The sequence below is a fragment of the Mesotoga sp. Brook.08.YT.4.2.5.2. genome, from assembly GCF_003351125.1.
Classification (GTDB): Bacteria; Thermotogota; Thermotogae; order Petrotogales; family Kosmotogaceae; genus Mesotoga.
On sequence record NZ_JPGZ01000006.1, the window covers coordinates 1 to 25147 of the forward strand.

Sequence of the window (25147 nt, forward strand, 5' to 3'; positions counted from 1 at the left end):
GCAGAAAGGTGAGGAATGTGGATAAGAAGAGCAGAGAGATCCGCGATTTCTCCAGCCGAGAAGGCATCGCCTGGTGTTGCTACCAGTACCGCTCCGTAGTTCTCAGGTGAGAATCCTTTTACTGATGCCAGGTCCACTGTATAACCTTTCCCCCTGAATTCCTGTATGAGTGTTTCGTATCTTTTTGATGGTTCAAACACCTCAGTATAGTTTGAGTGGATATCATCTATTAGCAGAGACTTCGGAACTTTCGGGCCTGACCCGGGGAAACATGAAGACAATACTAGTAATGCCATAGTGATTGTAAGAACGATTATCAACCTCTTCATCAGACACCTCCTGATTCACCAATAAGCTTCCATTAAACCAGTAGATTTCACGACCTTTCGTATCAGGCTATTCCACTATAATATAGCCTATCAGAAAGCGAACCTAATACTCGCTAGCGTTGCAGACTCGTTCTGGGGGTTTCGCGGCCGGAATCTTCTTTGCTCTGCAATCATGGGAGTATGAGCAGCGAATACAGGGGTTTTCAGATAATAGCTTCATTTTGCTAGTTCCTGCCAATCAGAAATGGGAGCCGAAAGGCTCCCCGACTTACTAAAGGCGTAAATTGCTTCTATTATTCTTCGTCCTCTGAGTCATCGACTAATTCTTCGGAGGGTTTTTCTCCATCTGAAGAGACTTCGACAGTTTTTTCGGCAGTCGATTCTTTCTTAGTTTCGAGAGCAGCGGCGTTTAGACCCTCTCTGCCCTCAAGAATAGCATCGGCCATGGTATGAACGATCAACTGAATTGCCCTTATGGCGTCGTCGTTTCCGGGGATAATGAAGTCTATTACATCTGGATCACAGTTGGTGTCTGCGATACCGATAACCTTAATGCCAAGTTTGTTGGCTTCTGCAACGGCAATTTCTTCCTGTTTGGGATCAACTATGAAGATCACGTCTGGAAGCTTCTGCATTTCCTTAACACCGCTCAGGTTCTTTCTAAGCTTATCGAGCCTCTTGTTGATCATACTCTGCTCTTTCTTGGGTAGGGCGGCGAGCTTCCCCGACTCCTCCATTTCTTCGAAGTTCTTGAGAGCCTCGATTCTCTTCTTGATCGTGGTGAAATTCGTCAAAAGGCCACCGAGCCAGCGGCTGTTGACGTAAAAGGAGTCACATCTCTTCGCTTCTTCCTGTACGATTTGCTGAGCCTGCCTCTTTGTGCCAACAAAAAGGAACGTAGCACCTTCCTGAGCAGAATTTCTCACATACTCATAGGCCTCTTCAATGAGCTTAAGTGTCTTCTGAAGGTCTACGATGTAGATGCCTTTTCTCTCACCATAAATATACGGCTTCATCTTGGGGTTCCATCTTCTCGTTCTGTGACCGAAGTGAACTCCGGCTTCGAGAAGCTGTTTCATAGATACTACCGACACAAATACACCTCCGTTTTGGTTTTCCTCCGGCTTTGCGCCGATCGACCCCTACAGAAGGGGCACCGGGATCGACTGCGATTACTGCCGTGTGTTGTCCTCGTCAGCGACGAGATCTCTATATGTGTATCTCTTTGCATTCAACCAAAGGTCTTCGAGAGAATAGAACTCTCTTCCCTTCTTACTGAATATGTGGACGATGAAGTAACCACCGTCGATTACCATCCAGTCATATCCCTTTCCTTTGTCGTAGTAGATGATCTCGACGGTTTCCTTTTCGATGTACTCGAGTATCGCCTCTCGAAGAGCACCCATATGGGGGTCAGAATTGGCAGTTGCTACGACAAAGTAATCAGATAGATTTGACACCTTGGAGGCGTCCAGTATTACGATGTCTTCCCCATGCTTTTCATCCAAAATGTCTGCGATTTCCTTAACTACGTTATCCAAATTGATTCTCCTATTCATATCATGGTCATCCGTTGACGGTTCACCGTACTCCGCAAAAAACCCTTCAGAAAACGATCCGTGCAAAACCACTTCCAAAACCGCGCCAAAATCGATCTTGATTCTCTCTATTCAACAGTGACGCTCTTAGCCAGGTTTCTCGGTTTGTCTGGATCTAGCCCTCTCTTAACCGCGATGTAGTATGCGAAGAGCTGCAGATAAGGTGACATCACCAGCGGATATAGGGGATCGAGAACACGAGGAACCTCGATACGACTGTTCACGGTCTTTGAGACTTCTTTGTCGTTCTCTGAACAGATAGCCAGAACCTTTGCATCTCGAGCTCTGGTCTCCATTATGTTGGAAATCATCTTCGACTTCATTTCATCCTCAGGAACTATAGCAAAGACCGGAAAGTCCTTATCCAGTAAAGCTATAGGGCCATGCTTAAGCTCTCCGGCTTGATAACCGCTTGCGTGAATATAACTGATCTCTTTGAGCTTCAAGGCGCCTTCCAGGGCAGTTGCATAGCTATACCCTCTGCCCATGTACATGAAATGTTTGAAATCGGAGTATTCCGCTGCCAGTCTTTTACACTGTTCGTTAGCGGCTGGGAGTGTATTCTCAAAAACCGTGGGCATCCCTTCCAGCTCATTAACAATCTTTGCGATATCTGAACTGCTTTGACCTATGATGCTGGAGATGGCGGCTCCCAGAAGAAGCAGGACTGCAACCTGTGCGACGTAAGTTTTGGTGGCTGCCACACCTATCTCCGGACCGGCATTTATATAAATCACTGCGTCGCTCTCTCTCGAAATTGTGGACCCAACAACATTTGTAAGAGATATGATTCTGGTTCCAAGTCTTTTCGCCTTACGAATCCCCTCAAGAGTATCTGCCGTCTCACCTGATTGGGAAACAGCTATGACAAGGTCACTGAATCCTTCCGGCAATCTTCTGTAACGAAATTCTGAAGCCACTTCAACTTCTATCCGAATCCCAGAATAGTCCTGTATGAATCTCTGGAAGACTAATCCTGCGTGGTAACTTGTTCCGCAAGCCAGTACAGTTATCGATCTAGCCTTCGCGATCTCTTCTTTCAGATGATCAATCTCTTTGAACCTGGGAGCTCCATCCTTGATTCTGGACATGAGAGCATTTCTAAGAGTCTGTGGCTCTTCGAATATCTCTTTGAGCATGAAATGATCATAGCCACCCTTTTCAGCCGAGTCCTCGCCCCAGGTTATCCTAGTTGATGATTTTTTAACAGATGTGCCGTCCAATCTGGATATACTTACACTGCCTGGACGAATTACGGCAAGTTCTCCATCTTCGATGAAGTAGACGTCTCTAATATGCTTCAATAGAGGCGTAACGTCTGAGGCAAGATAGCCGTTTTCGCCAGTAGATCCTACGACAAGGGGACTCCCTTTGCGAGCTGCTACGATTACGCCGGGATGGTCCTGATGAACAACGCCAATCGCATACGCACCTTCAAGATCCACCAAAGTATGCCTTACGGCTGAAACAATGTCACCGGAATGATGGTCTTCAATGAGATGGGCTATTACCTCTGTGTCGGTCACCGATTTGAAAATGTGGCCCTTCTTTTCTAGATCTATTCGCAGAACGTCGAAATTCTCGATAATACCATTGTGCACAACCGCTATCTTTCCCGTGCAATCGGTATGAGGATGTGCATTGAAATCGGAAGGCCCTCCATGAGTTGCCCATCTGGTGTGGGCAATTCCCTGAACAACGTTCGAATCCAGCTCTTCTCCAAGAACCTTTTCGAGAGCGGAAATCCTTCCAACGGCCTTCGTTACTCTTAGACCTTCTCGACCGTTTACGGCAACTCCTGCGGAGTCGTAGCCTCTATATTCGAGCTTCTTCAGAGCATCTACAAGTTTTCTTATTGTGAGGTCTTCTCCAACCATTCCAACAATGCCGCACATACTACTTTTCTCCAATCTTCATTTCGAGGCTCTTAACTAGATCGCCCTTGACTCCCTGGTAAGCAACTCGAATTGCGTTCTTTATGGCGAGGGCATTAGAATTGCCGTGGGCCTTCACAACGGCCCCTTTAACACCGAGGATGAAAGCACCTCCGTACTCACTCGGGTCCATAGCTCTTTTCAGCCGTTCCAGCGCGCGTTTGAGAAAGAGAGCACCGATCAGTCCGAAAAGACCGCTCCTCTTGATTTCTTTCTTAAGCGTTGCTGAAATCAGCTTTCCCGCTCCTTCCATCGACTTCATAGCTATGTTGCCGTCGAATCCGCTGCAGACAACTACATCTACATCTCCGTAGTTGATATCACTGCCTTCAACATTCCCAACAAAATCATCGCCTAGTTCAGCTTTCAGATAGTCAAATGCCTGCTTAGTGAGTTCAGTACCTTTCTCTTGCTCCTCACCAACATTAAGCAGCCCAACCTTCGGGTTGGTTCTTCCGAGAAGCTTCGCGTATTCATAGCCCATTCTGCCGAAGTCTCGCAGGTGCTCTGACCTAACTTCGGAGTTTGCTCCGGCATCGACCAGTATGGTGAATCCATTCTTGGAGGGGGTTAGAACGGCGATAGCGCCTCGATCAACGCCTTTTATTCTTCCCACAATGAAAAGTGCGGCGGCAAGAACCCCGCCCGTATTCCCTGCAGAAACAAAAGCATCGACCTTTCCGTCTTTCACCTGCTGTGCGGCTTTGTAAAGAGAGGTCTCCTTTTTTCTCAGCAAAAGAGAAGGCTTCTCCGACATCGGAAAAACCTCTCCCGCATCAACTATTCGAATTCTTGAGCTTTCAGGCGTCTCTTTCAGCAAAGGCTTGAGACTTTCTTCTTTTCCTACCAGAACTATCTCAAGATCGTGAAACTCTTCGAGAGCAAGAAAAGCACCGTCTATGTTAACTTCGGGAGCATTATCTCCACCAAAAGCATCGAGGGCAATTCTTACGCCTTGCATCTGTTACTCACCAATCTCAAGAATCTGTCTTCCTCCATAATAGCCACAGTGCAGGCACACTCTGTGTGGCTGTTTTGGTTCGCCGCAGTTTGGACATGTAGAAACAGCCACTTTGATCGCACTATATGTATTTGCGCGCTTCAAGCGGGTTCTGCTCCTGCTTCGCTTTTGCTTTGGAACGGCCACTCTAATCCCTCCTATATCTAACTCTTCAATTTCTCTCTCAGGTCGGAAATAGCCTTGTGCCATTCATCCTGAATCTCTTCCCTCTTCTGGCACGAATGGTTTTGCTCATCGTTAAGGTTTGCTCCACAGTACGGGCACAGACCTGCACAGTCTCTTTTGCACAGAACCTTCTGAGGAACCTCAACAATTATAGCCTCAATAACGCGTTCTGACAAGTCCAGCAGATCTCCCTCAAGCCTCAGAACATTATCCAGGTCAGCGCTTGTGCCGTCTTCTGCAAAAACAACACTGTCTTGAAGGACGTAGGTGGCTTCAATTGTTCCTTCAATCGGGATTGAGACTTCTTTCAAACACCTTGCGCAGTTCTCTTCGAGGATTGTTTTCACCGAACCTGTTACAATGATCGAATCCTTATCTTTATACAATTCAATGTGGGTCTCTGCAGCGCTTGTCAGCTTTATCTCTTCTGTGAAGTCTGGGTCCAGAACGACATCTATCGTCTTCTTGAATTCGAAGCTATTCAGATCAACGATTAACTCATGGATTTTCGCCATTTCAATCACCTCTGTGCCAGCAAATACTACATCACGGCTATTTCAATTTACTCACGTTTCATTGAACAAATGAAGAAGATTCCTTCATTCTAGATAACAGGCTACGAGCTATTCGATCGATTTCGTCCATTGTTCTCTCTTCCGGACTGCCGAGATCTATAGAATCAGTCTTCGAAAGTTTGTCCTGTATGATTATTATGTCTGTCGAGAGCCTCGCTGCTTCCGCAGGATCATGTGTAACCATTATCACACTGATTCCCCTCCTCATCCAGATTTTCTGGATGTCTTCCATCAGCCTGTCCTTAATTACAACATCTAGAGAACTGAACGGCTCGTCCAAAAGAATGATATCAGGGTTGAAGGCTAACGCCCTAGCTATATTGACTCTCCTGCGCATCCCGCCACTTAGCTGAGAAGGATACTTGCTCTTATGCTTCTTCAGTCCAACAAATGAGAGAAACTCAACCGGGTCGCACCCAGGTGAGACAATGGAGATATTCTGGGCAGCCGTCAACCACGGGATTAACCTATCGTCCTGGAATACAAATCCCAAGCGTTTGCTGTCAAGTTCAACAGTTCCGCTATCGGGCTTCAGGATACCGCCGACGATTCTCAGTAGTGTGGTTTTACCGCAGCCGGAGCTGCCGAGGATCGTTAGGAAGAAATCACCGTCTATAGAGTAGCTGAAACCATCTATTATCTTCTCCCCGTCAAACTGCTTATGCAGATCTCTAATTCTTAAGTGCATAGCGGGCACTCCTTCCTATTAGCAGATCTAGAAGCTTCTCGGTAAGTATGCCGAGAATCACAAGGATCAGAGTGTAAGCGAAGACTCTGGTAGTGTTTATTGAGTACTTCGCATCGGACATTGCTCTTCCTATACCGGATGCCCCAACCATGAACTCAGCTACTGCGACTGATTTCCACATGATTCCAACCCCCACTCTCATTGACGACACTATGAAGGGAAAGGCAGAGGAAAGATAGATCTTCCTGAGAACAACCTTCCTGGAGAGCCTGTAAACTTTTGCCATCTCTACCAACTTCTTGTCTACGTTTCTGACTCCCTCTGCAATATTGATTGTGAAGATAGGAAATAGCGTAAGCAATACAATATATACTGGAGAAGAGAACCCTACCCCCCACCAGAAGATCGCCAGAGCAAGCCAGGATACGATGGGAATAGACTGGAGAATCACTACCAACGGTCTGAGCAATTCATACAATACATCGATCAGACCCATAAGAAACCCGGTCACCATGGCCATCCCCAGCGCGAGAAAAAGCCCAATAAAAGCCTTTGAGCATGTTTCGGCAACATTCGACCAGCCTCTAGCGCTTGAGAGTATTTTCGTGAATTCTGCTATTGTTTCGCCTGGACCAGGCAATAGAAGGTTGCTTGAAACCAGCAGAGATGCGACAAACCACACCAGTAGAAGAAAACCTACCGAGAGAATTGGCGCAAGCTGTTTCCTTCTAGAAGAAGAGAGCATCTAGATCAATATCACCCGTCAGTTCCTGATCGAGTTCCCGCAGCTTTTCAATATATATCGTTGTTTCTTCCCTGGCTTTTTCGGAGTCTGCAAATAGAAAGCCTGCTGTATCCATTGCCTTCTGCAGTACAGGAATGGGGAAGCCACCCATCTTTTCTGACACTATCTCTGCAGTCTTCTCCCTATTAGCGAGCGACAGGCTCATGGACTGCTGGTAAAGGAGAAGAAATGATTCGACAACACTTCTATCGAGAGAACCGCTTACGAATATCCCCGATGTAGGAATGTTGATTCTCCTATCGTTGAAGCTTTCCCATAGATCTTCAATCGGCATGGACCTTATTACACTCTGAACACGAGCCTCGGCAAGAGAAGCAAACGGTTCAGGTACAAGTATGAGCTTGGCTTTTCCGCTAGCAAGAAGCTGCACAGCCTCGGCACCACCTACGTAGACTATCGACACATCTCTTCCGACTTCATATCCACGGGACTCAAGGGCGCCGCGAAGAATGGTGTCTGCTGTCTGACCGGGTGCCTGCAAGGTGTAGATCACCGTTCCTACTAGGTCTTTTATATCATCTATCGGCTTCTCTGTAGATATGAAATAGAAGCCATTCCACATGCTCACTGCCGCGAGCTTAATATCTACTCCAGAAGCTGCCAGCTTAACTCCGACGGTTACGGGAAGAAGGCTTATCTGTGCCCTCCCTGTAACCAGCATTGAAATCGCTTCGTCTACGCTTCTCCACAAATTGATTTCGAGACCCGGGACTTCATTAGAGATATCCGAGGAGAGTAACTCAGCAATCGGAATTAGAGTAGGACCAACTGGATTTATGTAATTGATGCCAAAAGATACGAGGGCTAGAGACAGCACAAAAACTGTAATAACGAGTTTCCTCATATAGAACCACCTCCACTAACAATTATACACTCAATGTGCCTGCTTGACGACGGCTTAACAGCTTTGAAGGCCAAATCGCGAGCCTGAAGCAGAATCAGCACTCTCAGGGCCGATTTCTTCCCGATGAAGGCTAGAATCGCCCTCTATAAGGAGTTTGGTAATTTGGGCTCTGAGTGGTAGAATAATAGCGACATCTCATGCGAAGGGGGGAACAGTATGAACAAAAAAGAACTCATCGCTGAAATCGCTGAGAAAACGGGTGTTACTAAGAAAGATGCTGGAAAGACCCTTGACACAGTGATCGAGATCATCGAGAAGACACTGTCTAAAGGTGATGTTGTGAGACTCGTTGGTTTTGGCACATTTATGGTAGCTACAAGGAAGGACAGAAAGGGTGTCAATCCGAGAACCAAGAAGCCCATTACGATACCGGGCGGAAAAGTTCCTAAATTCGTACCTGGAAAGGAACTGAAGGAAAAGGTAAAATAGTGTCGTAGACTCTGCGGCGGCCGGAGTTGCCGCCGCTTTTGTTTTGGAGTGAAAGACTTGAAAGGAATCTGGGTTCTCTTTGTTATCTTCATTATTATTGTGGCTTTGGGTGCTTTCTTGAACATCTACTTTCTCAGGCAGATTGGCGACGAAATGGTTTCGAGTCTCAGCACAAAGGAAATAGAGAACAAACTTCAAACTATGTCTGAAAGAGTTTCCAAGCTCAACCTGAATCTCGACTCCCTCTCTTCTTTTGAAGTGAGACAGGATCTTTCGAAGATAATCACTGATTTTCAGGGGATAATTACGAGCCTGAACTCTGTCTCGGCTGCAGTTAGCAGTTCTTCCGTTGTGGACTCATTGGCAAATCTCTCAAATGATATGCAAAACATTCGGAATCAGCTCACTTCACTGGACAGAAGAGAGACTGTAGACTACTCGACCCAGATAGAGGGAATAAGAGGAAAGATTGTCTCTCTTGAGTGGCGGGTGGAAGAGCTCAAGACGCTTGTAGAATCGAGTATGGTTGATGTCAAAAACGCCGTTTCGGGAACAGTTGTCTCTAACAGTCCTCGGAGTGTATTTTACGAGGAAGAGGTTGGAAAAGGCGTTCGAATAAGAATTGAATCTGGCTTCAAAGGAAGTAGCATTATCCATGACAGCGATATCCTTATGATTTTGAACGAAATATACGCTTTGAGAGCTACGAAGATTTCGTTAAATGGGAAGAGAGTACTGCCATATACATACGTGCGCTGCGTTGGGGCAACTGTTATAATTGATGATGAGCCAACTCAAATTACGCCAATAGTTATTGAGGTGTTGGGCGATTATGATTATCTTGTATCCGGTCTGGGTCTCTTGAAGGAGTTTTTCAAGGGCAGGGAGATTGACATGACTTTTCTGCCTCTTGAGTTTATTACCATTCCCGCGGGAGGGGGTTGATTCAGTTGAAAAAGGTTACCCTTCTTACTCTTCTTATACCTGTTTTCGTGCTCTTCACGGGGTGTAACTCTCCGTTCATTACTAGAGATGATTTTCTTGCAAAGATGGATGCTATTGAAGAGAAGATTGACTCTATTGCTCTTAGTCAAAGGAAGATAGTTGAGCTTGAAGATGCTGTACAGGAGCTTGCCTTTCGCATAAACTTTGTTCAAGCAATAGAGCCCACCTATACAGGCTATGATGAGCTTGAAGCGCTGAGAGCAGAACTTCAGATAATAAAGAATATGCTTGCTGAATCGGTTATAGACTCCGCCTCGTCTGCAGCAATCGTTAAGACGCTCTATGACAAGATCGACGGAGTATTGACCAGCTCGGTAGAAACCAACATAATGACGCGGGAGATCGACGATCTTAACAGAAAAGTCCAGGCCCTAGAATCTCTGAACTCTTCAAGATACACAGAGCTCGTCCAGAGAATCTCCGAAGTGGGTAGCTACGACAGCTCAATTGATGAGGCGAAATTCGAAGAGCTCCTCAGAAGAATAGAAGAGATAAAGAACACTGAAGTTGTTATTGTTCAACAGGAGCCTGAGCGAGATGACGGGAAATACGAAGAACTCGTGCTAAAGATCGAGCAGCTTGCAGCAAGAGCGGATACTTCAGCCATCGATAGCGCAAGATATGATTCGATTGCAAGGAGGCTTGCAGAACTTGAAGAGACTGTTGGATCGGCCGTTATAGATGCAGAGGTTTTCAACGAACTAGTATTGAGGATTGAGGAAATGGACTCCAGGACACGCGAGCTTGCGGTCAATCTAGAGGCTATTGAGCAACAGGAACAGCCTGAACAGAGGGATTATGTGACAATGACCACCTTTCTTGGAGAGATTTCCGATATTCGCAGCAGACTTGGCGCGGCAGCTTACGAGACCATAGAACCAATGTCTTACGTGTCATACATAGTCAAATCGGGCGACAATCTGTGGAACATTGCGCAGGCTTACGGTGTCACAGTAGATCAGCTGAAGGAAATGAATCCTCAGGTCAAGAACTGGGACCTAATATTCCGAGGGGATGAGATAAAGATACCTCTCTCACTGGATAATCTTATGGCCAAGGCATCAATCGCTACTCATTTCGGCTTGAATCTTGGGGTTGACTTTCTCGTTGATTCAATTGAATCGAACTTCGGAAGCTATGATTACGGCTATGCCAACCCGGGAATGGATCTGACCGTCCCGCCGAATTCCAGGATAACCGCCTTTCTTCCCGGTAAAGTTATTCTCTCGGAGCGAGTAAACGATCTTTACGGTGAGATGGTTGTTGTCGATCATGGGAACAACCTTAAGACTGTCTATGCACGCCTGGGAAGCCGAACGGTTATCAAGGGTGATTTTGTAAGGGTTGGAGACACCATTGGATTGGCATCAGATGCAAAGGGAAATCTCCACTTTGAATTCTGGAAGGCAGATGTCCCTGTGAATCCAGCCGATATAATCTTCGATAATGCGGGGACTTTTGAGGTTACGATGTACACTGAGTGGGATGATGCAAAGAATCCGACATCGCCTTCTTTCAAAATGACTGCAAGTGGGGATTTCGTGAAGGGATATCGAACGGTTGCCGCCGATCCCAGCGTAATTCCTCTTGGCTCGATTGTCTATATTCCGTTTTTCTCGTCCTCTCCGAACAAGGGATTCTTTGTTGTTGAGGACACCGGTAGTTCTATAAGGGGTAACAAGATCGATGTTTACACCCATGATTTCAATATCGCGTCGAGTTTCAAAGAAGATCTTCTGGTATATGTGGTGAAGCGCCCTTGAAAAGATCAATAATGCTTTTTCTTCTTTTCATATTGATTCTTAAAGGTAATGTGTTCGGAACGATCACTTTCGGGCAAAGATATCCACTTGGAGTTATGCCCTCGAGAATTGTTGAGGTCGAAAACAGCAGCGGAACGTACTACGTTACTCTTGTGAAAGGCGACTCTGAACTAGTTGTTTTCGACGCCAGTTTCAGGCCCATTACGATTTTCGATACTATGAGAAATGACGGAATTAATGATCTCATCTATAGAGATGGAAAGCTGTACTGCTTTGGATTCTACAGCGGTAGGCTGGTTGTCGTGGATGCTTCTTTACATCCGAGTAGATGGAAGAAGATCGATGAGATTCCAACATCAAGCAGACTGATTACGGGATCGTTCATAGATGGAAAAATCGGAATACTCACAAATGATTATGAGTTCCTGGTACTGGATATTGCTAAGAGAGAGATAATCAAGAGGCACAAACTTCCGGTGATTGGACTCTCTGTGACAGAGGATTCAGAGCATTTCTTCATCTCGCTTTTTCACAATTACAATATGTTAACCCGGTCTCATGAAACCGAAAAGGGGCTGCTGGTATTCGATGAATGGGGAAATCTGGTAAAGGAAGTGAATATCGGCAAGAGACCTTCATACATACATCTCGAAGGCGACAGGCTCTTTCTTATCTCCTACGTTGAGGAGAGTCTAAAGATCCTTTCCAAAACTGATTTCAGCGAAATACACACAGTCTACCTTGGCCGGTATCCGAATTTCCCGATAGTCCATAATGGAAAGATATGGGTTGCTCTGACCGGCGAAGACCAGATAATGACTGTGGAACTTTCAAGTTACCGGACGGAGTATTATGATCTATTAGGTTGTGGCCCGATAAAAGTCTTTCACAGCGGGGAAAGAATTTACGTTCTTGAGACCATTACCGGAACACTTGAGATTTTGGATAGCAAAGGAAATACGATAGAATATGTAGAGTTAGATGGCTATCCGGTAGATATTGTTTTCAACGGGAAGGAAATCGCTGTTTTGCTTCAGGAAGACTGGCAGACAGGAAAGAACACAGGAGCTCTGCTGGTTCTCAAAGCACAATAAGTCGGAGGTTTGAAATGGGTCTTAAAAACATTCTGAGAATCACTCTTTGTTTGTTAATCGTTCTGATGGTTTCTTCTTCATGTCTGGTTCCCAGAGCTAGATTACTGAAGCAGATAGATCCTCAGGTTGTCACTGAGGGAGAAACTCTTGAATTATTGCTGGCCAGTTACATTTTGTCAGGGAACGCCGAAGATCTGAATTTCCAGGTTTTGGAAGGAGTTGGCGAGATCAAGGGAAGTTATTACCTTTACGCTCCCGGTTATGATGAAGCTGGAGAGTACTGGGTAAAACTACAAGCAAGTAACGGTAGTGATTCAGATTTCAGAAGGTTCAAGGTGACGGTTATAGATAACAATAGAGCTCCTTCTATAGAAATCAGCGATCTTCGGATTTCAGTCGGCGAGGAAATGGCCATAGACTTGAGTGAATTATCGACAGACCCCGACGGTGACTCTCTTACTTATGAGCTAGTAGGCCAGTTTGGGCAGATAATAGGAACAGAACTGTTTTTTGATGCAAGAGAAATGCAAGTTGGAGTGTACCAGGTAGAAGTTCGGGTGTCGGACGGCAAAGGGGGACAGGGGAGCTGCACTTTTCTGGTCACAGTGTTTGACTCGAATCAGCCTCCCGAAATAGTCATTCCTGATTTCATAATCAAAGAGAACGAGACCCTTTCTCTGGACCTTCTTGATTATGCATTTGATCCCGATGGGGATGAGATTACCTTCGTCTTAATCACCGGTGTGGGAATTATTGAAGGCATTCAATACGTCTTCGCTGCCGATTACGAGAGTTCAGGAACTTATGATGTTGAGATCGCTGTAAGCGATTCAGAAGGAGCGTCTTCTTCAGGAAGCTTCGAGATAACCGTAATTGATGTCAATAGACCACCTAGCACACCATTCGATCCTGTCCCCAAAATGGCCGAAACAAGTGTCCCGACAAACACTTCACTTAGCTGGTCATGCGAAGACCTTGATGGGGATTCTTTGTTGTACGATGTCTATCTCGGTAAGACTGCGAACACTGTCCTTGTTGCTTCAGGAGTTTCCGGAGAGACTTATACACCGGTTCACCTTGAGGAGGGAGCCCACTACTACTGGAAGATAGTTGCTTCAGACGGCGAAGACGATACAGAGGGCCCTATATGGGAATTCACCACCGTAATCCCGCCTGTGATTCTGGGAATTGTCTCCGACAAGGAATTGATAGTTTCGCCCAAGGTTTCTATTGATGGTCAAGACCTGAACATTCCATTGGATTATGTTGCTGAAAGGGATCAGACTCTAGTAGTTGAAATAGATGAACTTCAAGAGTTTGATTATAGAAAGCCTATCGGAGATGATATTAGGGTCAGCTTTATCGAGTGGGACGACGGGGAGACTTCACCACATAGAGAAATCCTCATGGATCATTCTTTGAAATTAACTGCAAGATTTTCAGTGACCTATTACTTGAATATTGCGACATCTGCCCGATATGAACAAGAAATACCTGGTGAAGGGTGGCATGATGAAGGGGCCACAGTTGTTGTTACCGCTCCGAAAATCGAGGGGTACACTTTCAGAGACTGGGATCTTAACGAGACTTATGGGATAGTGTGTGGGGAAGTAATCGTTGTCAAAATGGATTGTCCGGTGAATCTAGTAGCAAACTATACGCACGATTGCCCATAGGATCGATACTTCTAGGTCAGACTTAGGTATCTTTCATAAGTGTCCGGAGCAACGGTTGCGATTCTTCGAAAGCCCTTGTCGGCGAGTTTGAGAGCGCCGGCAACGTTGGCTCCGGACGATATTCCGACCATCAACCCCTCTTTTCTGTGAAGCCATTTCATCATAGAGAGAGCTTCTTCGTCCTCAACTGTTATTACTTCGTCCAGCACTGATAGGTCGAGGACCTTCGGTCTGAAACCGGGGCCGATCCCTTGAATTTTGTGAGAGCCAGATCTACCCTGCGAAATGAAGGGCGAACCTGCAGGTTCAATGCCGGCAATATGAATACGTTGAGCTTCCTTCTTGAGAAAGCGTCCAATCCCGGTCACTGTTCCTCCCGTTCCCATGCCGCAAATGAAAGCGTCAAGCTCTCGGTTGACCTGCCGAAAAATCTCAGGACCGGTAGTAGAGAAGTGAAAAAAGGGATTAGCTTCATTACTGAACTGATCAAGCATAAACGAATCAGGGTTTCTCGCGATAAAGGCTCTAGCTTCATCATATGAACCGGATATTCCTTTATCAGCGAGAGTTCTTATCACTTTTGCACCAAAGGCTTCCATAAGCTTAACTCTTTCAATACTTGCCGATTCGGGCATAAAGATAACCGACCCGTAACCTCTAGAAGCGGAAAGCATTGCGATGGCTATTCCCGTGTTGCCACTAGTTGGCTCCACTATGGTCATCCCGTTTTTGAGAGCGCCACTTCTCTCGGCTTCAAGAATCATTCCAAGCACCGTTCTATCCTTTATGCTTCCTCCGGGATTATTTTTCTCAATTTTAAGCATTATCGATGAAGCATCTCCGAGAGATCGAAGCCTAATGATCGGGGTGTTACCTATTAAAGAATCAACAGTTTTCATTGTCGTGATCCCAGTCTTTCAGATATCCTATGGACTCTCCCCGGTATCCCGGTAACAAGAGAGTCTTGAGGGACGTGTTCAAGCACCACGCTGTTCGCTCCGACTTTAGAATTGTCTCCCACATATATCGGGCCAAGAATCTTCGCCCCCGCCCCAAGTACAACATTTCGGCCAATATCCGGGTGACGCTTTCCCTTCATCACGTTCTTTGAGCCTAAAGTAACTCCTTGATATATCAGCGTTCCAGTTCCCACTGAAGCTGTCGAGCCTATAACAACGCCCACACCATGATCAATTACAACGCCGCCTTCTATTCGAGCTGAAGGGTGAATGTCCATTGAATAAAGTATCCTTGAAACGTAATGTAAGCCTCTGGCGAGGAAACCAAGCTTGTTTTTCCTGAAAAGGGTAGAAATCCTGTATAGCAAGAGGCCGTGAAAACCCGCAGAGAAGAGAATTATGTGCCATTTACCTGAAGCTGTCGGGTCCTTCTCAAGATAGGCGTCTATGTCCATAGAGATATCTATCATTGTTTGCTTTATGCGGTTCTTCCCTTTCACTGTATCACCCTCAATCGAAATTATGTATTTTAAGTATACCGTATTTATCGGCATTAGAGTTAACGCTTTGTGAAGGCAGTTCGTTTGTGAAACGCTGCAAATATCAACGAGAAGAAGATGGCAATCGCCATACCGGTTATTCCTGTAGCGTTGTACACTCTTACAATCCCAAATGTACGAATGAGCACCCCGCCAAGTACGGAGCCAAGAAGATAGCTCAGTCCGGTAGTCGACATCCAGTAGATTGTGAGCGCCCTGGTGACTTTGCTGGCTTCAAATCTAGTGTGAATGTAATTCATGACAGAGTAATAGACTACGATGTAGTTTATGCCGTGAAGCATTTGAAGAAGAAGAAAGATGGGAAAAGAAGTCGCCATAGATGTCAAAAACCATCGAAGACCAGTTGCAAAGATTCCTATCACAAGAAGGCGCGTGTTACCCAGTCTCTCAACCAAATTTTCTGCGAAGAAAAGGAAGGGAACTTCCGAAAAAGCCATCAACGAAAATGCGAACCCTGCTGAGGAAACACTGAAGCCCCTTTCACTAGTCAAAACAGGCAGAAAAGTTGATCCGAAGGCTCCAATAGTAATGGATGCGACACCGGCAAGTACAAGCAGGTAAAACTGAAGTGGCAAAGAAGAACGATCGGTCTCTTCATCTGTCCTTTTTAGCTTCCGGCCAGTCGGATAGGCTCTACTAACCAAGGCTACTGTAGAAAATGACACTGTGGCCATTATGAAGAAAAAGACAAATCCGTACTTCAATACTATTCCCGAGATAAGGGCGGTAAAGGAATAGCCAACCGTTCCGAACAATCTCACGCGATCAAAGCGTTTGCCTTTGTTTCTCAAAGAAGGAACGACCACAGACTCAGCGATAGGTATTATGCTCACAACAAAGAATGAGAAGAAACACATTGCGATCAATGAAGTTTCAAAGGTTGGTGAGAAGAAAACTGCCCAGACAGAGACTGCCGAGACAATAGAGACCATTCCCATGACAGTTGGTCCGCCTGTCCTGCTTGATTGCCTGAACCAAAAAGGATTTGCAATAATTGAGAGGGTAGGAGTGACGGCCATCAGAATCCCGATCTCTATTGCAGAAAAGCCTTTGCTGTAAAAAAGCTGACTAAAGAGAGCGGTGATGCTGAGATTTGAATATATGAATATTTCTGTAAAGATCTCACGGATGCTGGAAGAGGCTCTAAAAAGAGAAACACGCACTGAATATCAAACCTCCTGGTGTAGAATTCTAGTGGGGGTGAATCTCTTGTCGAAAAAACGTGCGCTGCTTTTGATGCTTATCATACCACTATTGGCTCTTGGGAGCACTGGACTTCATGTGATTCTGTCACCATCACTGTCGTTTAACAGCTTTCCTGCAGTCAGCAACAGCTACAAGCCAAGCCTGGAAGACCTTAATCGCTATTTGAGTGTTCCTGCAATCTTCTCGGGCGGCATGCAGATTTCCCTGGGGAAGTCAAGGCTGTATTTGAATATGGATCTGAGACAGGAGTTTTCCGATTACTTGATGGGCAACTGGTTCTCGAATCTCCCGCTGTCGACGACAAATTTCCTTCCTTCGGTAGACATGAATTTTCCCAGGCTCGGTTACTTCGAGAGAAGAGATGAGAATTCGCTGATCTCTTTGGGCAGGCGAAAACTGAGTCTTGGTGGTTCTACTTACAGTTTTGTTCTCTCAAATACTCCGCCGTATTTTGATCACCTGTGGATTGAGTTGAATGGAAAAGCCAAATCAGGAGAGTATCTTTATAATTTCTTTGTTATATCTTCCGACAGAACAGTTAGCGGGGGACCCAAGACACTTCTTGGTCACCGGTTCGGATATATGAACGACAATCTCAAGGTCACTTTTGGCGAAGAAAATCTCGTTTACGGTGTCTATCCTGATCTGCAGGATATTGGGCCTTTTCTAATCTATCATCATACCTATCAGGATCATTCAAACGTAACTGCAACCATAGCGGCAGAGGTTAAGATTGACCGCGCTATTGCCTACGGTGAGTTTACACTTGATGATTTCAGACTTTCGACGGAGAGTCCTAATTCAAATCCCACGGCCTTTGGTTGGCTTGCAGGTTTTTCATGGAAAATATCTGATGGCTTGCCCTATTCCGGACTGAGATTCACTGAAGCGGAGAACGAAGTCAGAGATCAAACACTTCTGAATAGCGGCGGACTTAGAGTGCGGATGGAACACTACCACGCAACCACCTATCTCTACAATAGGGGTATAAGCATCGGCAAGTTCACTTATCAATACCGGTTCAATGTCTTGCATCTTGATTCTTGGCCAGTTATCACTGGTTTTTTTGGATTTCCTTTTGGACCTGACTCAACGTTGAGCCTTGTCGGCATCGAGTACGAGAGTCAGAATATATCTCTTAGCGTCAAGGCGGAGCTTCTCAGAACTGGCTCAGCCAATATCGATTCTCCTTATGAGCCACCTTTTGACCAGAACTGGTACGGTCCAAAGAACCCGATCAACAGATCTCTGATTCTGTCTTTGACTTGTTTCTTCGCATACTGCCCAGATACAGCGCTTTTTGCTGGCGGTAAAGTAATTTTCGCCGATCACATTGATTTCTGGATTAACGTGGGTTTCATCAAAGGTTTTTCACTATTTTAGGGAGGTAATTCCATGAAGAAGATTGTTTTGCTGTTTTTCATGGTGTTGTCGATGGCAATTCTTGCAAGCCAGGGTACGTTGATATTCAAGGGTACAGATCAATATGACTTATTTTTGGGCAGAAACTTGATTGAAGGAAAGACGCTCTTTACACCTAATACAGGGATTCCTGAGGGTTTTGCTTCAGTCCAGCTTAAGCAGCCCGTTGTGAAGACTTCTCCAGGAACAGAAATCCACTTGAGAGTTACTCCACAGTTCCTCATCCACAATTTCGAGCCTTTCAAGGAGAAGGGCTGGCTAAAATCCGTGGTTCCACTTTACTTGAGATACCGTTATGATACTCTTAAGCCCTGGCTTGTACTGGGTTTTGAAAGCGAAGTATCCGACCATATCACAGGGTATATAAATCTCGATATTCCAAAAGACTATCGGAGTTACATCAGTCACGGCGATAATTTTGATTCGAAGCCCTACATGAATTTTCCAGTGGAGCTTTTTGAAGGAAAAATCGAGGCGCTCGATATGAGCTGGCCTACTTTCGGCTATGTAACCTACGCAAATGAAAGCTTCTACGCTTCTCTAGGTAGATATAAACTTGCCTGGGGTCCGATGAGAAATGGGCTTGCAATAAGCGATGCGTCATCTTATTACGATAATATCTCTTCTTCATATACTACTCCCCTCTGGAAAAACGGCCGGTTCACGTATTCTTTTCTGGTCATTACCCCGACTTCTCTCCTGAACGATGAAGAATGGATAAAGCAGGGAAAGGTGTGGGATCTCAATCAAAGAAGACCATACACTGAAGGAGCGAAGACGATCATCGGGCATCGGTTCGATGTTCAGTTTGCAAGCTGGGGAAGGGTCGGGGTAGGCGAGATCAATGTTGTCGGTGGGAAGCACCCCGATCTGAACGATGCCAACCCATTCATCATCTTCCACAATACTTACGGTGAAGATTTCTCCAACGTCATGGCTTCGCTCGATTTTTCTCTAGCGCCGTTTAAGGGAATCGAGGTCTACGGGGAAATCGCCATCGATGACGTTTCGTTCGGTTCGACAGAGGCCGGAGCGCGTGGCAAACCAACGGCCCTGGCTTATGGTGGGGGTCTTAGATACGCGACGGATATAAAGGGAACGTTGCTTCTTGCCTCTGTGGAGCTCTATCATACAGACACGTGGATGTACAATCGCTGGCAGCCGCTTCTCACATTTACAAACAGAATCTACACAAAATCCGAACTTCCCGGAAGCAGGGATTTCACGGACTATCCGCTCGGCTTCAAATATGGCCCTGATCTGAAAGGTTTTTCTCTTATGGCAAGTGCGATAATGACTAACGGGCTTTCGATCTCCTTCGTTTATGATCATTTCAAACAGGGAGAGGTTACTCTTAAGACACCATACTTGAACATGGAAGAACCTGAAGACGACCCCGGTCAGTTTACTAATCCGGAAGATTGGAGTGGCCCCGTCGGTGAGACCGTAAATGCAAATATCATGAAACTTAACATAATGATTCCTTACAGGGACTTCACTTTCGGAAGCGATTTCTCGATTTATTTCGGAGGTTATTTCAAGAAGAACGGTGGTTATGACAAACCGATTTTCGAAATAAGGCCTTATGTATCTTATATCTTCTAGGTTGTGGTGGGACCGGGCGAGCAAGCCCATGAAGCTCAGATGTCTGCTGTCGCTGCAAAGCCGCCCGAGCCTTCAATGGTCAGCGTTTTCTGAATTCAACGAAGAGGCTAGATGCCGAATTAAGTATATCTAGAGGGGTAAGATTCCGAGCGCACGTAGAGTTCAGAGGTTTGAAAATCAAGATCGGCAGGCTTCAATTCGAGAAAAACCATATTCGGGACTACCAAGAGCAGGAAGAGGAAGCAGATCCTTTACGGTATCGTTACTGACAGTACAAAAGGGGTGAAAAACGGTATAGATCAAAGGAACCGGTCAGTCCCTGTTTTCATGAGAGCACACACCCCATAGCGAGAGGGCCCCCATCAAGTGGGAATTTAGATCAAAAGTGTAGAGATTGCGAAGCAGTTTTTTGTTTGACGATAATAACGATCCTTGAAATAAGGAACGAAATGTTTGAGAGCCATATAGAGATCATCTAGGTAATGATGAGCCATAAGAGCCGCTGTTCGCAGTGAGATAAAGTTCTCCGTCGACGAGTGAGCCTTTCTCTCTTCTATCCCTGTAACTTGCATCTTGTTACGTGCAACCGGTTTCTTCCTGGAGGAGGACTGCTCACGGTCAAGGGATCTTGGGCTTCAAAGCGCTCAGCTTCTTCAATTAAGCGTCCGGCGGCTATTCTAGAAGCGAAGCCCTTGACAACGATCTCTCACGGTGCCCAGTGCGCAGCCGAAAAAGGCCTTTACAGCTTTCTTTTTGAATTGCATGAGCTGTCTCAGATAAATCCAAAGACAAGAAATCCGATCACGAAGCCAACTATCAGTCCCAGGATCAATCCTCTTGTGAATTTGTCTGGTTTTCTTCCTGGAGTTGGGGATTCTCCTCTTTGACTTTCTTTGTACCAGTCTCTATCGTAGATTCCCAATCATGATCACTCCTCTCTTTTATGATAAACTCCTTCCAGAATCGCTTTATGAAGAGTATCAGAGGCACGGCGAACAATACGCCGAAAATTCCGATAAGCTCTCCAAAAGCCACCAGCGATACCAGAATAACAAACCAGTTTATCTTAACACGATGAGAGAGAATTCTTGGTGAAAGCAGCCACATATCTATCTGATTTGCTATCAAGAGCACAATCGCTCCACCAATAACACCCCAGATGCCGTTTTGAACATAGCCGAGAAGCAGCATCGGGATAGTTGTTACAACAACTCCCAAGAAGGGTATGAAATTCGTCATTCCTGCAAGAAGTCCCAGGAAGAGAGCGTTCGGGATTCCCACAATCGCTGCACCTGCACCTATCATAATTCCTTCGATTACCGATATTAGAACCTGGCCAGCGACATAGGTCTGAAAATCAGTGTACAGAGAATTGAGAAAACCGGTTACCCTGGATTGATCGCAGCTGGGGAAGATAATAGGAACCTTCCTTCTCAAGATTCCGGTTCTTCTTGCAATCACGAAGGCCGCTACTATCATGAGAATAATCCCGGTAATCCATGATGTAATGTTTGAGGCAACATATCTTCCCAGTTCAATAGCACCACCAGTTAACAATTGTGAAGCTCTCTGGGCAAGGTCCGTAACGGAATCTGCAATAAACGGAGGAAGTCTTTCGAGCCACTCTTCAAAACTTCCGTCCATGAAGAGGGCATCCATCTCAGTGGCAATACTACGGATTCCGTTGATCGTAATCGGAATGGCGCTGTACACAAGAAAGAATAAGAAGAATAGCAATACCATTCCAGTAATGATTCCAAGAGCAGTCTTCGATGTTTTCTTTGTAACGAATGCGGATGGTGCACTAATTATTAGAGAGAAAAGAAAAGCAAGTCCGATGACCCGCGAGGTCATTGGAAAGAGAAATAGTGTGGAGAATATCGCAATGAAGTATCCAAGAATCCATAGCCTAGTCTTTTCCATATTGGCGCGCCTCCAGAGCTGAGAAGATTTGATCTGCTTTGTGTTGTATACTGAATATGTGCTTTCAATAAAGAGGTGTCCTATGAGAAGAGTATATATTATGGTGATCGTGTTTTTTTTAATTTCTGTGATGTCATTTGGATCAACTCACTCTTCAAGAATACTGTCTCCCGGATCGGTGAAGGCTATGCTGGGTTTCAAAGATGTGGGATTGAGGATCGGCATACTTCCCTTTCTAGAGGCCGGTTGGTTCATCGATGAGGGTTCATACTTCACTCTTGGCTACGATGGCAACTTTCATGTCGCGTCCCGCGTCTCATTTTCTTCACTGGAGGAAGCGAGGGTGGTTGCAGAGTTAGGATATGACTTCAATGTTGTGTATCTGGAAGTTAGCGGCCTGTATGAATATTCTGCGCCTGACGCATCCTTCCTTGGTGGGCAACTGAAAACAGAAGTATTCTTTGACAACTATTTGAGTACTGTCAGTGCCACTCTGGGAAGATTTCAGAAGGTAGCCGGTGAGACTGAAAAGAAAAGCTACACCTCTGTGGGGTTCTCAGCGAGGAGAAGACTGGATATTGACAAGAAGTTCTACTTTGTGAATATTGAAAGTATTGAACTGGCCGGCACACTGAAGTGGGAAATCAAGGATGATCTCGCCTCTTTCAACCCTTTTCCTGCTTACAGTTTCGTGGGGATGCAGCTGAACCTAGGATTTCTTAACTGATAAACAAAGTCTTTTCCTGCTCCTTGTCAGGAATGGCGATATTTGTATCTGCTTTAGTGATGAATAATCCTCATACCGACAAGTTCATGAAAGGAGTTTTGCTATCTCATCTACTTCTTTTTCGTCGGACATCTCTCCATCGACGGACATCTCCATAACCTTGCCCGCCATGTAAGTTAAGAGGCGATGGGATACCTTGGAAGCTCTTCTCATGGACATAGAAGCTCCTAGAGCCCTCTCGACTCTATCGTAGAAGTCGGCTCTTGCGTTGATTAGAATCTCTCTTACCCTTTTGTTCTTCATTCCATGAAGCCAAAGATAAACAAGAGAAACCATTATGTCAGATCTTTCGGAATAAAGCTTTAGCACCTCGGCATAGAGATCCCTGGCAATCTCAACGGGTTGTTTGGCTTGATCGATGAGTGGTTCGAGTCTTGGAAGTACGTAGTTGTTCAGAATGTGCCTGGATAGATCTATGAGCATTCCCTCTTTGGAGCGATGGTGATAGTGAATTGCAGCAAGATTGACTTCTGCGATGCTTGAAACCTTTCGTGTGCTCAGTCCCTCAATTGTTTCCTCAGCGATCACCTGTATAGCGGCTTCCATAATTCTCTCTCTCGTTTCTTGTCCACGCACTGTCGTCACCCCTTTCAATCATTCGTATAACACATTATATCACATTGTGTTTGAAAGTGAACGGCGAAGCCGGGAAATACCCGGCTTCTTTTTATGGAATAATCCTTGTGCCCGACTTTCCCCTAAGTGCCTGGTCGACCTTCTCCAGAGAGGTTATTATTGCTTCCTTTCCCGTTCTTGAAGCAAATTCAATTGCTGATTCTATTTTCGGCAGCATGCTTCCCTTTGCGAAGTGACCGGCATCGATCAACATTTTACCTTCTTCGACAGTAACTACCCTCAGTTCTCTTTGGTCTTTCTTTCCAAAGTTGATGTATGCGTGGTCGACACCGGTAAGAATTACTAAGGCATCGGCATCAATCAGTTTCGCAAGCAGTGCGGACGCTCTATCTTTATCGATGACCGCCTCTACACCTTTTATCATTCCCCTCTCATCTCGAGCAACCGGAATTCCTCCACCGCCTGCCGCTACAACAATTGTCCCATCGTTGATCATCTCTCGTATCGGTTCAATCTCCAGCACATCAAGTGGTATCGGAGAGGGGACTACACGACGAAAACCCCTACCCGCATCTTCTTTCACAGTCCAGCCTTTGGTTCTTTCAAGTTCCTTAGCGGTCTTCTCATCATAGAACGGTCCGACCGGCTTTGAAGGGTGCAGGAATCCCTCGTCTTCCCTATCTACTACGATTTGAGTCAGAACGCACGCAATGTCTCTTCTTTTGCCTCGCTTCAGAAGCTCATTGTTCAGGGTCTGAGTAATCAAGTAGCCGATAGATCCCTGAGTCATTGCATCGTTTACATCGATCGGAAAAGGAGGGAATACGTCTTTTGACATATCCTGTTGAACCAACAAGTTGCCAACCTGCGGGCCGTTTCCGTGTGTGATTATCAGTTCATAACCTTCCTCTACAAGATCTGCGAGATAAGAGGTAGTTGAGAGGAGGTTCTTCTCCATAATTTCTGCAGTTGGTTTTTCGTTTGGTTTATTTAGAGCATTGCCACCTATTGCAACAACGATTCTCTTCATTTTTCCCCCTATAGCAGTGTGGCTATCATAACTGCCTTAATTGTGTGCTTTCTGTTCTCGGCTTCTTCAAAGACTCTTGAAATGGGACTCTCAAAGACATCTTCAGTCACTTCGTTTCCTTTGACTGCGGGGAGGCAGTGAAGGAAGATCGTCTCCGCCTTTCCAGTCTTTCTCATCATCTCGGCATTTACCTGATAGGGCTTCAAAAGGGCTATTCTTTCCTGCAGCTTTGCTTCTTCTCCCATAGATGCCCAAACATCGGTGTAAACCGCATCGGCATCCATCAGTGCCTTCTCCACGTCTTCAGTAACCTCAATTTTAGCTCCAGACTCTTTCGCAAGCTCCCTGCACTTATCAACTATCGCCGGGTCTGTGTGAAGGCTCTTTGGGCCGCATGCAACGAAATGCAAACCCATCTTCGCAGAACCTATCATAAGAGAGTTGGCCATGTTGTTTCTGGAATCGCCAACGAAGACGAGTTTTCGCCCCTTCAAAGTCCCGAGTGTCTCTTCAATCGTCATGAAATCGGCGAGAATCTGAGTTGGATGGTACAGATCTGTTAGGCCGTTGTACACGGGAACGCCTGACCACTGAGATAGCACTTCAACGGTTTCCTGTTTGAAGCCTCTGAAAGCTATCGCATCAAACATTCTTCCCAGGACTCGTGCGGTATCCTTAAGGTCTTCTTTCACTCCCAGATGAATGTCGTCTTTCGAAAGAAAGACAGCATGCCCACCTTCTTCTCCGAAGGAAGTCTCGAATGCAGTTCTTGTTCGTGTGGAGCGCTTTTCAAAGACAATTGCCAGAGTCTTCCCTGCAAATCTGACGGTTGGTGTTCCGGCTCTCTTCTCGACCTTAACCTGTCTGGCTACATCCAGAAGATAACGAATCTCGTCGCTTGTGAAATCAAGTAGCGTCAAAAAGCTTCTCCCTTTTAAGTTTACGCCCATCTTAACCCTCCTTGTTTTGGTTATCTCTAATATAATACATATATAAGTTCCGGCTTTCAATTGCGTTTATTGGCTCGAGGAAACGTGGATTAAACCATATCACAACAATGCGGTGTTATGCTTTTGTATGCTAAGGTATATTG

24 protein-coding genes and 1 pseudogene are annotated in these 25147 nt (G+C 45.6%); 8 read left to right on the top strand and 17 right to left on the bottom strand.

What is annotated here, in order from left to right:
* The 10 genes and pseudogenes from Q502_RS00795 to Q502_RS00840 all read right to left on the bottom strand — a co-directional run.
* Positions 1–329 (bottom strand): annotated as a pseudogene (locus tag Q502_RS00795) (hypothetical protein); the annotation flags it as partial.
* A gap of 293 nt (positions 330–622) precedes the next feature.
* Positions 623–1423 (bottom strand): 30S ribosomal protein S2, encoded by an 801-nt coding sequence (gene rpsB / locus Q502_RS00800; protein ID WP_112109555.1) that lies wholly within the window; start codon positions 1421–1423, stop codon positions 623–625.
* Between the two features lie 78 nt (positions 1424–1501).
* Entirely contained in the window at positions 1502–1888 is a 387-nt protein-coding gene (rsfS, locus tag Q502_RS00805; protein WP_102818923.1) for a ribosome silencing factor, read from the bottom strand.
* Positions 1889–1995: 107 nt separating this feature from the next.
* The gene (glmS, locus tag Q502_RS00810) at positions 1996–3822 is read right to left on the bottom strand and encodes a glutamine--fructose-6-phosphate transaminase (isomerizing) (protein WP_102818910.1); all 1827 of its coding nucleotides are present in this window, start codon (positions 3820–3822) and stop codon (positions 1996–1998) included.
* Position 3823: 1 nt separating this feature from the next.
* Complete coding sequence (gene plsX, locus Q502_RS00815; protein ID WP_102818911.1) at positions 3824–4822, bottom strand: phosphate acyltransferase PlsX; 999 nt, start codon at positions 4820–4822, stop codon at positions 3824–3826.
* A gap of 3 nt (positions 4823–4825) precedes the next feature.
* Positions 4826–5008: a 50S ribosomal protein L32 gene (gene rpmF / locus Q502_RS00820; RefSeq protein ID WP_102818912.1), complete on the bottom strand. Its 183-nt coding sequence runs from the start codon at positions 5006–5008 to the stop codon at positions 4826–4828.
* Between the two features lie 17 nt (positions 5009–5025).
* A complete protein-coding gene (locus tag Q502_RS00825) occupies positions 5026–5562 on the bottom strand; it encodes a DUF177 domain-containing protein (protein ID WP_102818913.1) in 537 nt (178 codons plus the stop codon).
* A 58-nt stretch (positions 5563–5620) separates the two neighbouring features.
* Entirely contained in the window at positions 5621–6310 is a 690-nt protein-coding gene (locus Q502_RS00830; protein WP_102818914.1) for an ABC transporter ATP-binding protein, read from the bottom strand.
* Positions 6294–7055 carry an ABC transporter permease gene (locus tag Q502_RS00835; protein ID WP_102818915.1) on the bottom strand — a complete coding sequence of 254 codons (762 nt, stop codon included), beginning with the start codon at positions 7053–7055 and terminating at the stop codon, positions 6294–6296. Before Q502_RS00835 ends, Q502_RS00830 begins: the two co-directional genes overlap by 17 nt.
* Positions 7039–7959 (bottom strand): ABC transporter substrate-binding protein, encoded by a 921-nt coding sequence (locus Q502_RS00840; RefSeq protein ID WP_102818916.1) that lies wholly within the window; start codon positions 7957–7959, stop codon positions 7039–7041. Before Q502_RS00840 ends, Q502_RS00835 begins: the two co-directional genes overlap by 17 nt.
* 216 nt (positions 7960–8175) lie before the next feature.
* Between Q502_RS00840 and Q502_RS00845 the strand changes: the two genes are divergently transcribed.
* The 5 genes from Q502_RS00845 to Q502_RS00865 are packed head-to-tail and all read left to right on the top strand — an operon-like array spanning position 8176 to position 13986.
* Entirely contained in the window at positions 8176–8448 is a 273-nt protein-coding gene (locus Q502_RS00845; RefSeq protein ID WP_099829064.1) for an HU family DNA-binding protein, read from the top strand.
* A gap of 48 nt (positions 8449–8496) precedes the next feature.
* Positions 8497–9393, top strand: a complete 897-nt coding sequence (locus Q502_RS00850) for a DUF881 domain-containing protein (protein ID WP_102818917.1) — start codon at positions 8497–8499, stop codon at positions 9391–9393.
* Positions 9394–9398: 5 nt separating this feature from the next.
* On the top strand, positions 9399–11216 hold the full coding sequence (locus tag Q502_RS00855; protein ID WP_258001780.1) for a peptidoglycan DD-metalloendopeptidase family protein: 1818 nt from the start codon (positions 9399–9401) through the stop codon (positions 11214–11216).
* Positions 11213–12310, top strand: a complete 1098-nt coding sequence (locus tag Q502_RS00860; protein WP_099829067.1) for a YncE family protein — start codon at positions 11213–11215, stop codon at positions 12308–12310. The genes Q502_RS00855 and Q502_RS00860 overlap by 4 nt, the downstream gene beginning before the upstream one ends.
* 14 nt (positions 12311–12324) lie before the next feature.
* A complete protein-coding gene (locus Q502_RS00865) occupies positions 12325–13986 on the top strand; it encodes an Ig-like domain-containing protein (RefSeq protein ID WP_099829068.1) in 1662 nt (553 codons plus the stop codon).
* A gap of 11 nt (positions 13987–13997) precedes the next feature.
* Here the strand turns inward: Q502_RS00865 and cysK are convergent, their stop codons facing one another.
* The 3 genes from cysK to Q502_RS00880 all read right to left on the bottom strand — a co-directional run bounded on the left by cysK (position 13998) and on the right by Q502_RS00880 (position 16668).
* Positions 13998–14885 (bottom strand): cysteine synthase A, encoded by an 888-nt coding sequence (gene cysK / locus Q502_RS00870; RefSeq protein WP_099829069.1) that lies wholly within the window; start codon positions 14883–14885, stop codon positions 13998–14000.
* Positions 14882–15415 (bottom strand): serine O-acetyltransferase EpsC, encoded by a 534-nt coding sequence (epsC, locus tag Q502_RS00875; protein ID WP_099829135.1) that lies wholly within the window; start codon positions 15413–15415, stop codon positions 14882–14884. The genes cysK and epsC overlap by 4 nt, the downstream gene beginning before the upstream one ends.
* Before the next feature lie 89 nt (positions 15416–15504).
* Positions 15505–16668, bottom strand: a complete 1164-nt coding sequence (locus Q502_RS00880) for an MFS transporter (RefSeq protein WP_099829070.1) — start codon at positions 16666–16668, stop codon at positions 15505–15507.
* Positions 16669–16714: 46 nt separating this feature from the next.
* On the opposite strand from Q502_RS00880, the gene Q502_RS00885 reads away from it, so the two are divergent.
* Both Q502_RS00885 and Q502_RS00890 read left to right on the top strand, forming a co-directional pair.
* A complete protein-coding gene (locus Q502_RS00885; RefSeq protein WP_243392235.1) occupies positions 16715–18094 on the top strand; it encodes a hypothetical protein in 1380 nt (459 codons plus the stop codon).
* A 12-nt stretch (positions 18095–18106) separates the two neighbouring features.
* Complete coding sequence (locus Q502_RS00890) at positions 18107–19738, top strand: capsule assembly Wzi family protein (protein ID WP_099829071.1); 1632 nt, start codon at positions 18107–18109, stop codon at positions 19736–19738.
* Between the two features lie 828 nt (positions 19739–20566).
* Here Q502_RS00890 and Q502_RS00895 read toward each other — a convergent pair.
* Positions 20567–21661 (bottom strand): AI-2E family transporter, encoded by a 1095-nt coding sequence (locus Q502_RS00895; RefSeq protein WP_099829072.1) that lies wholly within the window; start codon positions 21659–21661, stop codon positions 20567–20569.
* A gap of 82 nt (positions 21662–21743) precedes the next feature.
* Here Q502_RS00895 and Q502_RS00900 point away from each other — a divergent pair, with 82 nt between their 5' ends.
* On the top strand, positions 21744–22388 hold the full coding sequence (locus Q502_RS00900; RefSeq protein ID WP_099829073.1) for a hypothetical protein: 645 nt from the start codon (positions 21744–21746) through the stop codon (positions 22386–22388).
* Positions 22389–22472: 84 nt separating this feature from the next.
* Here the strand turns inward: Q502_RS00900 and Q502_RS00905 are convergent, their stop codons facing one another.
* From Q502_RS00905 to argF, 3 genes are all read right to left on the bottom strand, one after another.
* Positions 22473–23024 carry a TetR/AcrR family transcriptional regulator gene (locus Q502_RS00905; RefSeq protein WP_099829074.1) on the bottom strand — a complete coding sequence of 184 codons (552 nt, stop codon included), beginning with the start codon at positions 23022–23024 and terminating at the stop codon, positions 22473–22475.
* A gap of 91 nt (positions 23025–23115) precedes the next feature.
* The gene (gene arcC, locus Q502_RS00910; protein WP_099829075.1) at positions 23116–24054 is read right to left on the bottom strand and encodes a carbamate kinase; all 939 of its coding nucleotides are present in this window, start codon (positions 24052–24054) and stop codon (positions 23116–23118) included.
* Between the two features lie 8 nt (positions 24055–24062).
* Positions 24063–25004 (bottom strand): ornithine carbamoyltransferase, encoded by a 942-nt coding sequence (argF, locus tag Q502_RS00915; protein ID WP_099829076.1) that lies wholly within the window; start codon positions 25002–25004, stop codon positions 24063–24065.
* Positions 25005–25147 lie beyond the last annotated feature (143 nt).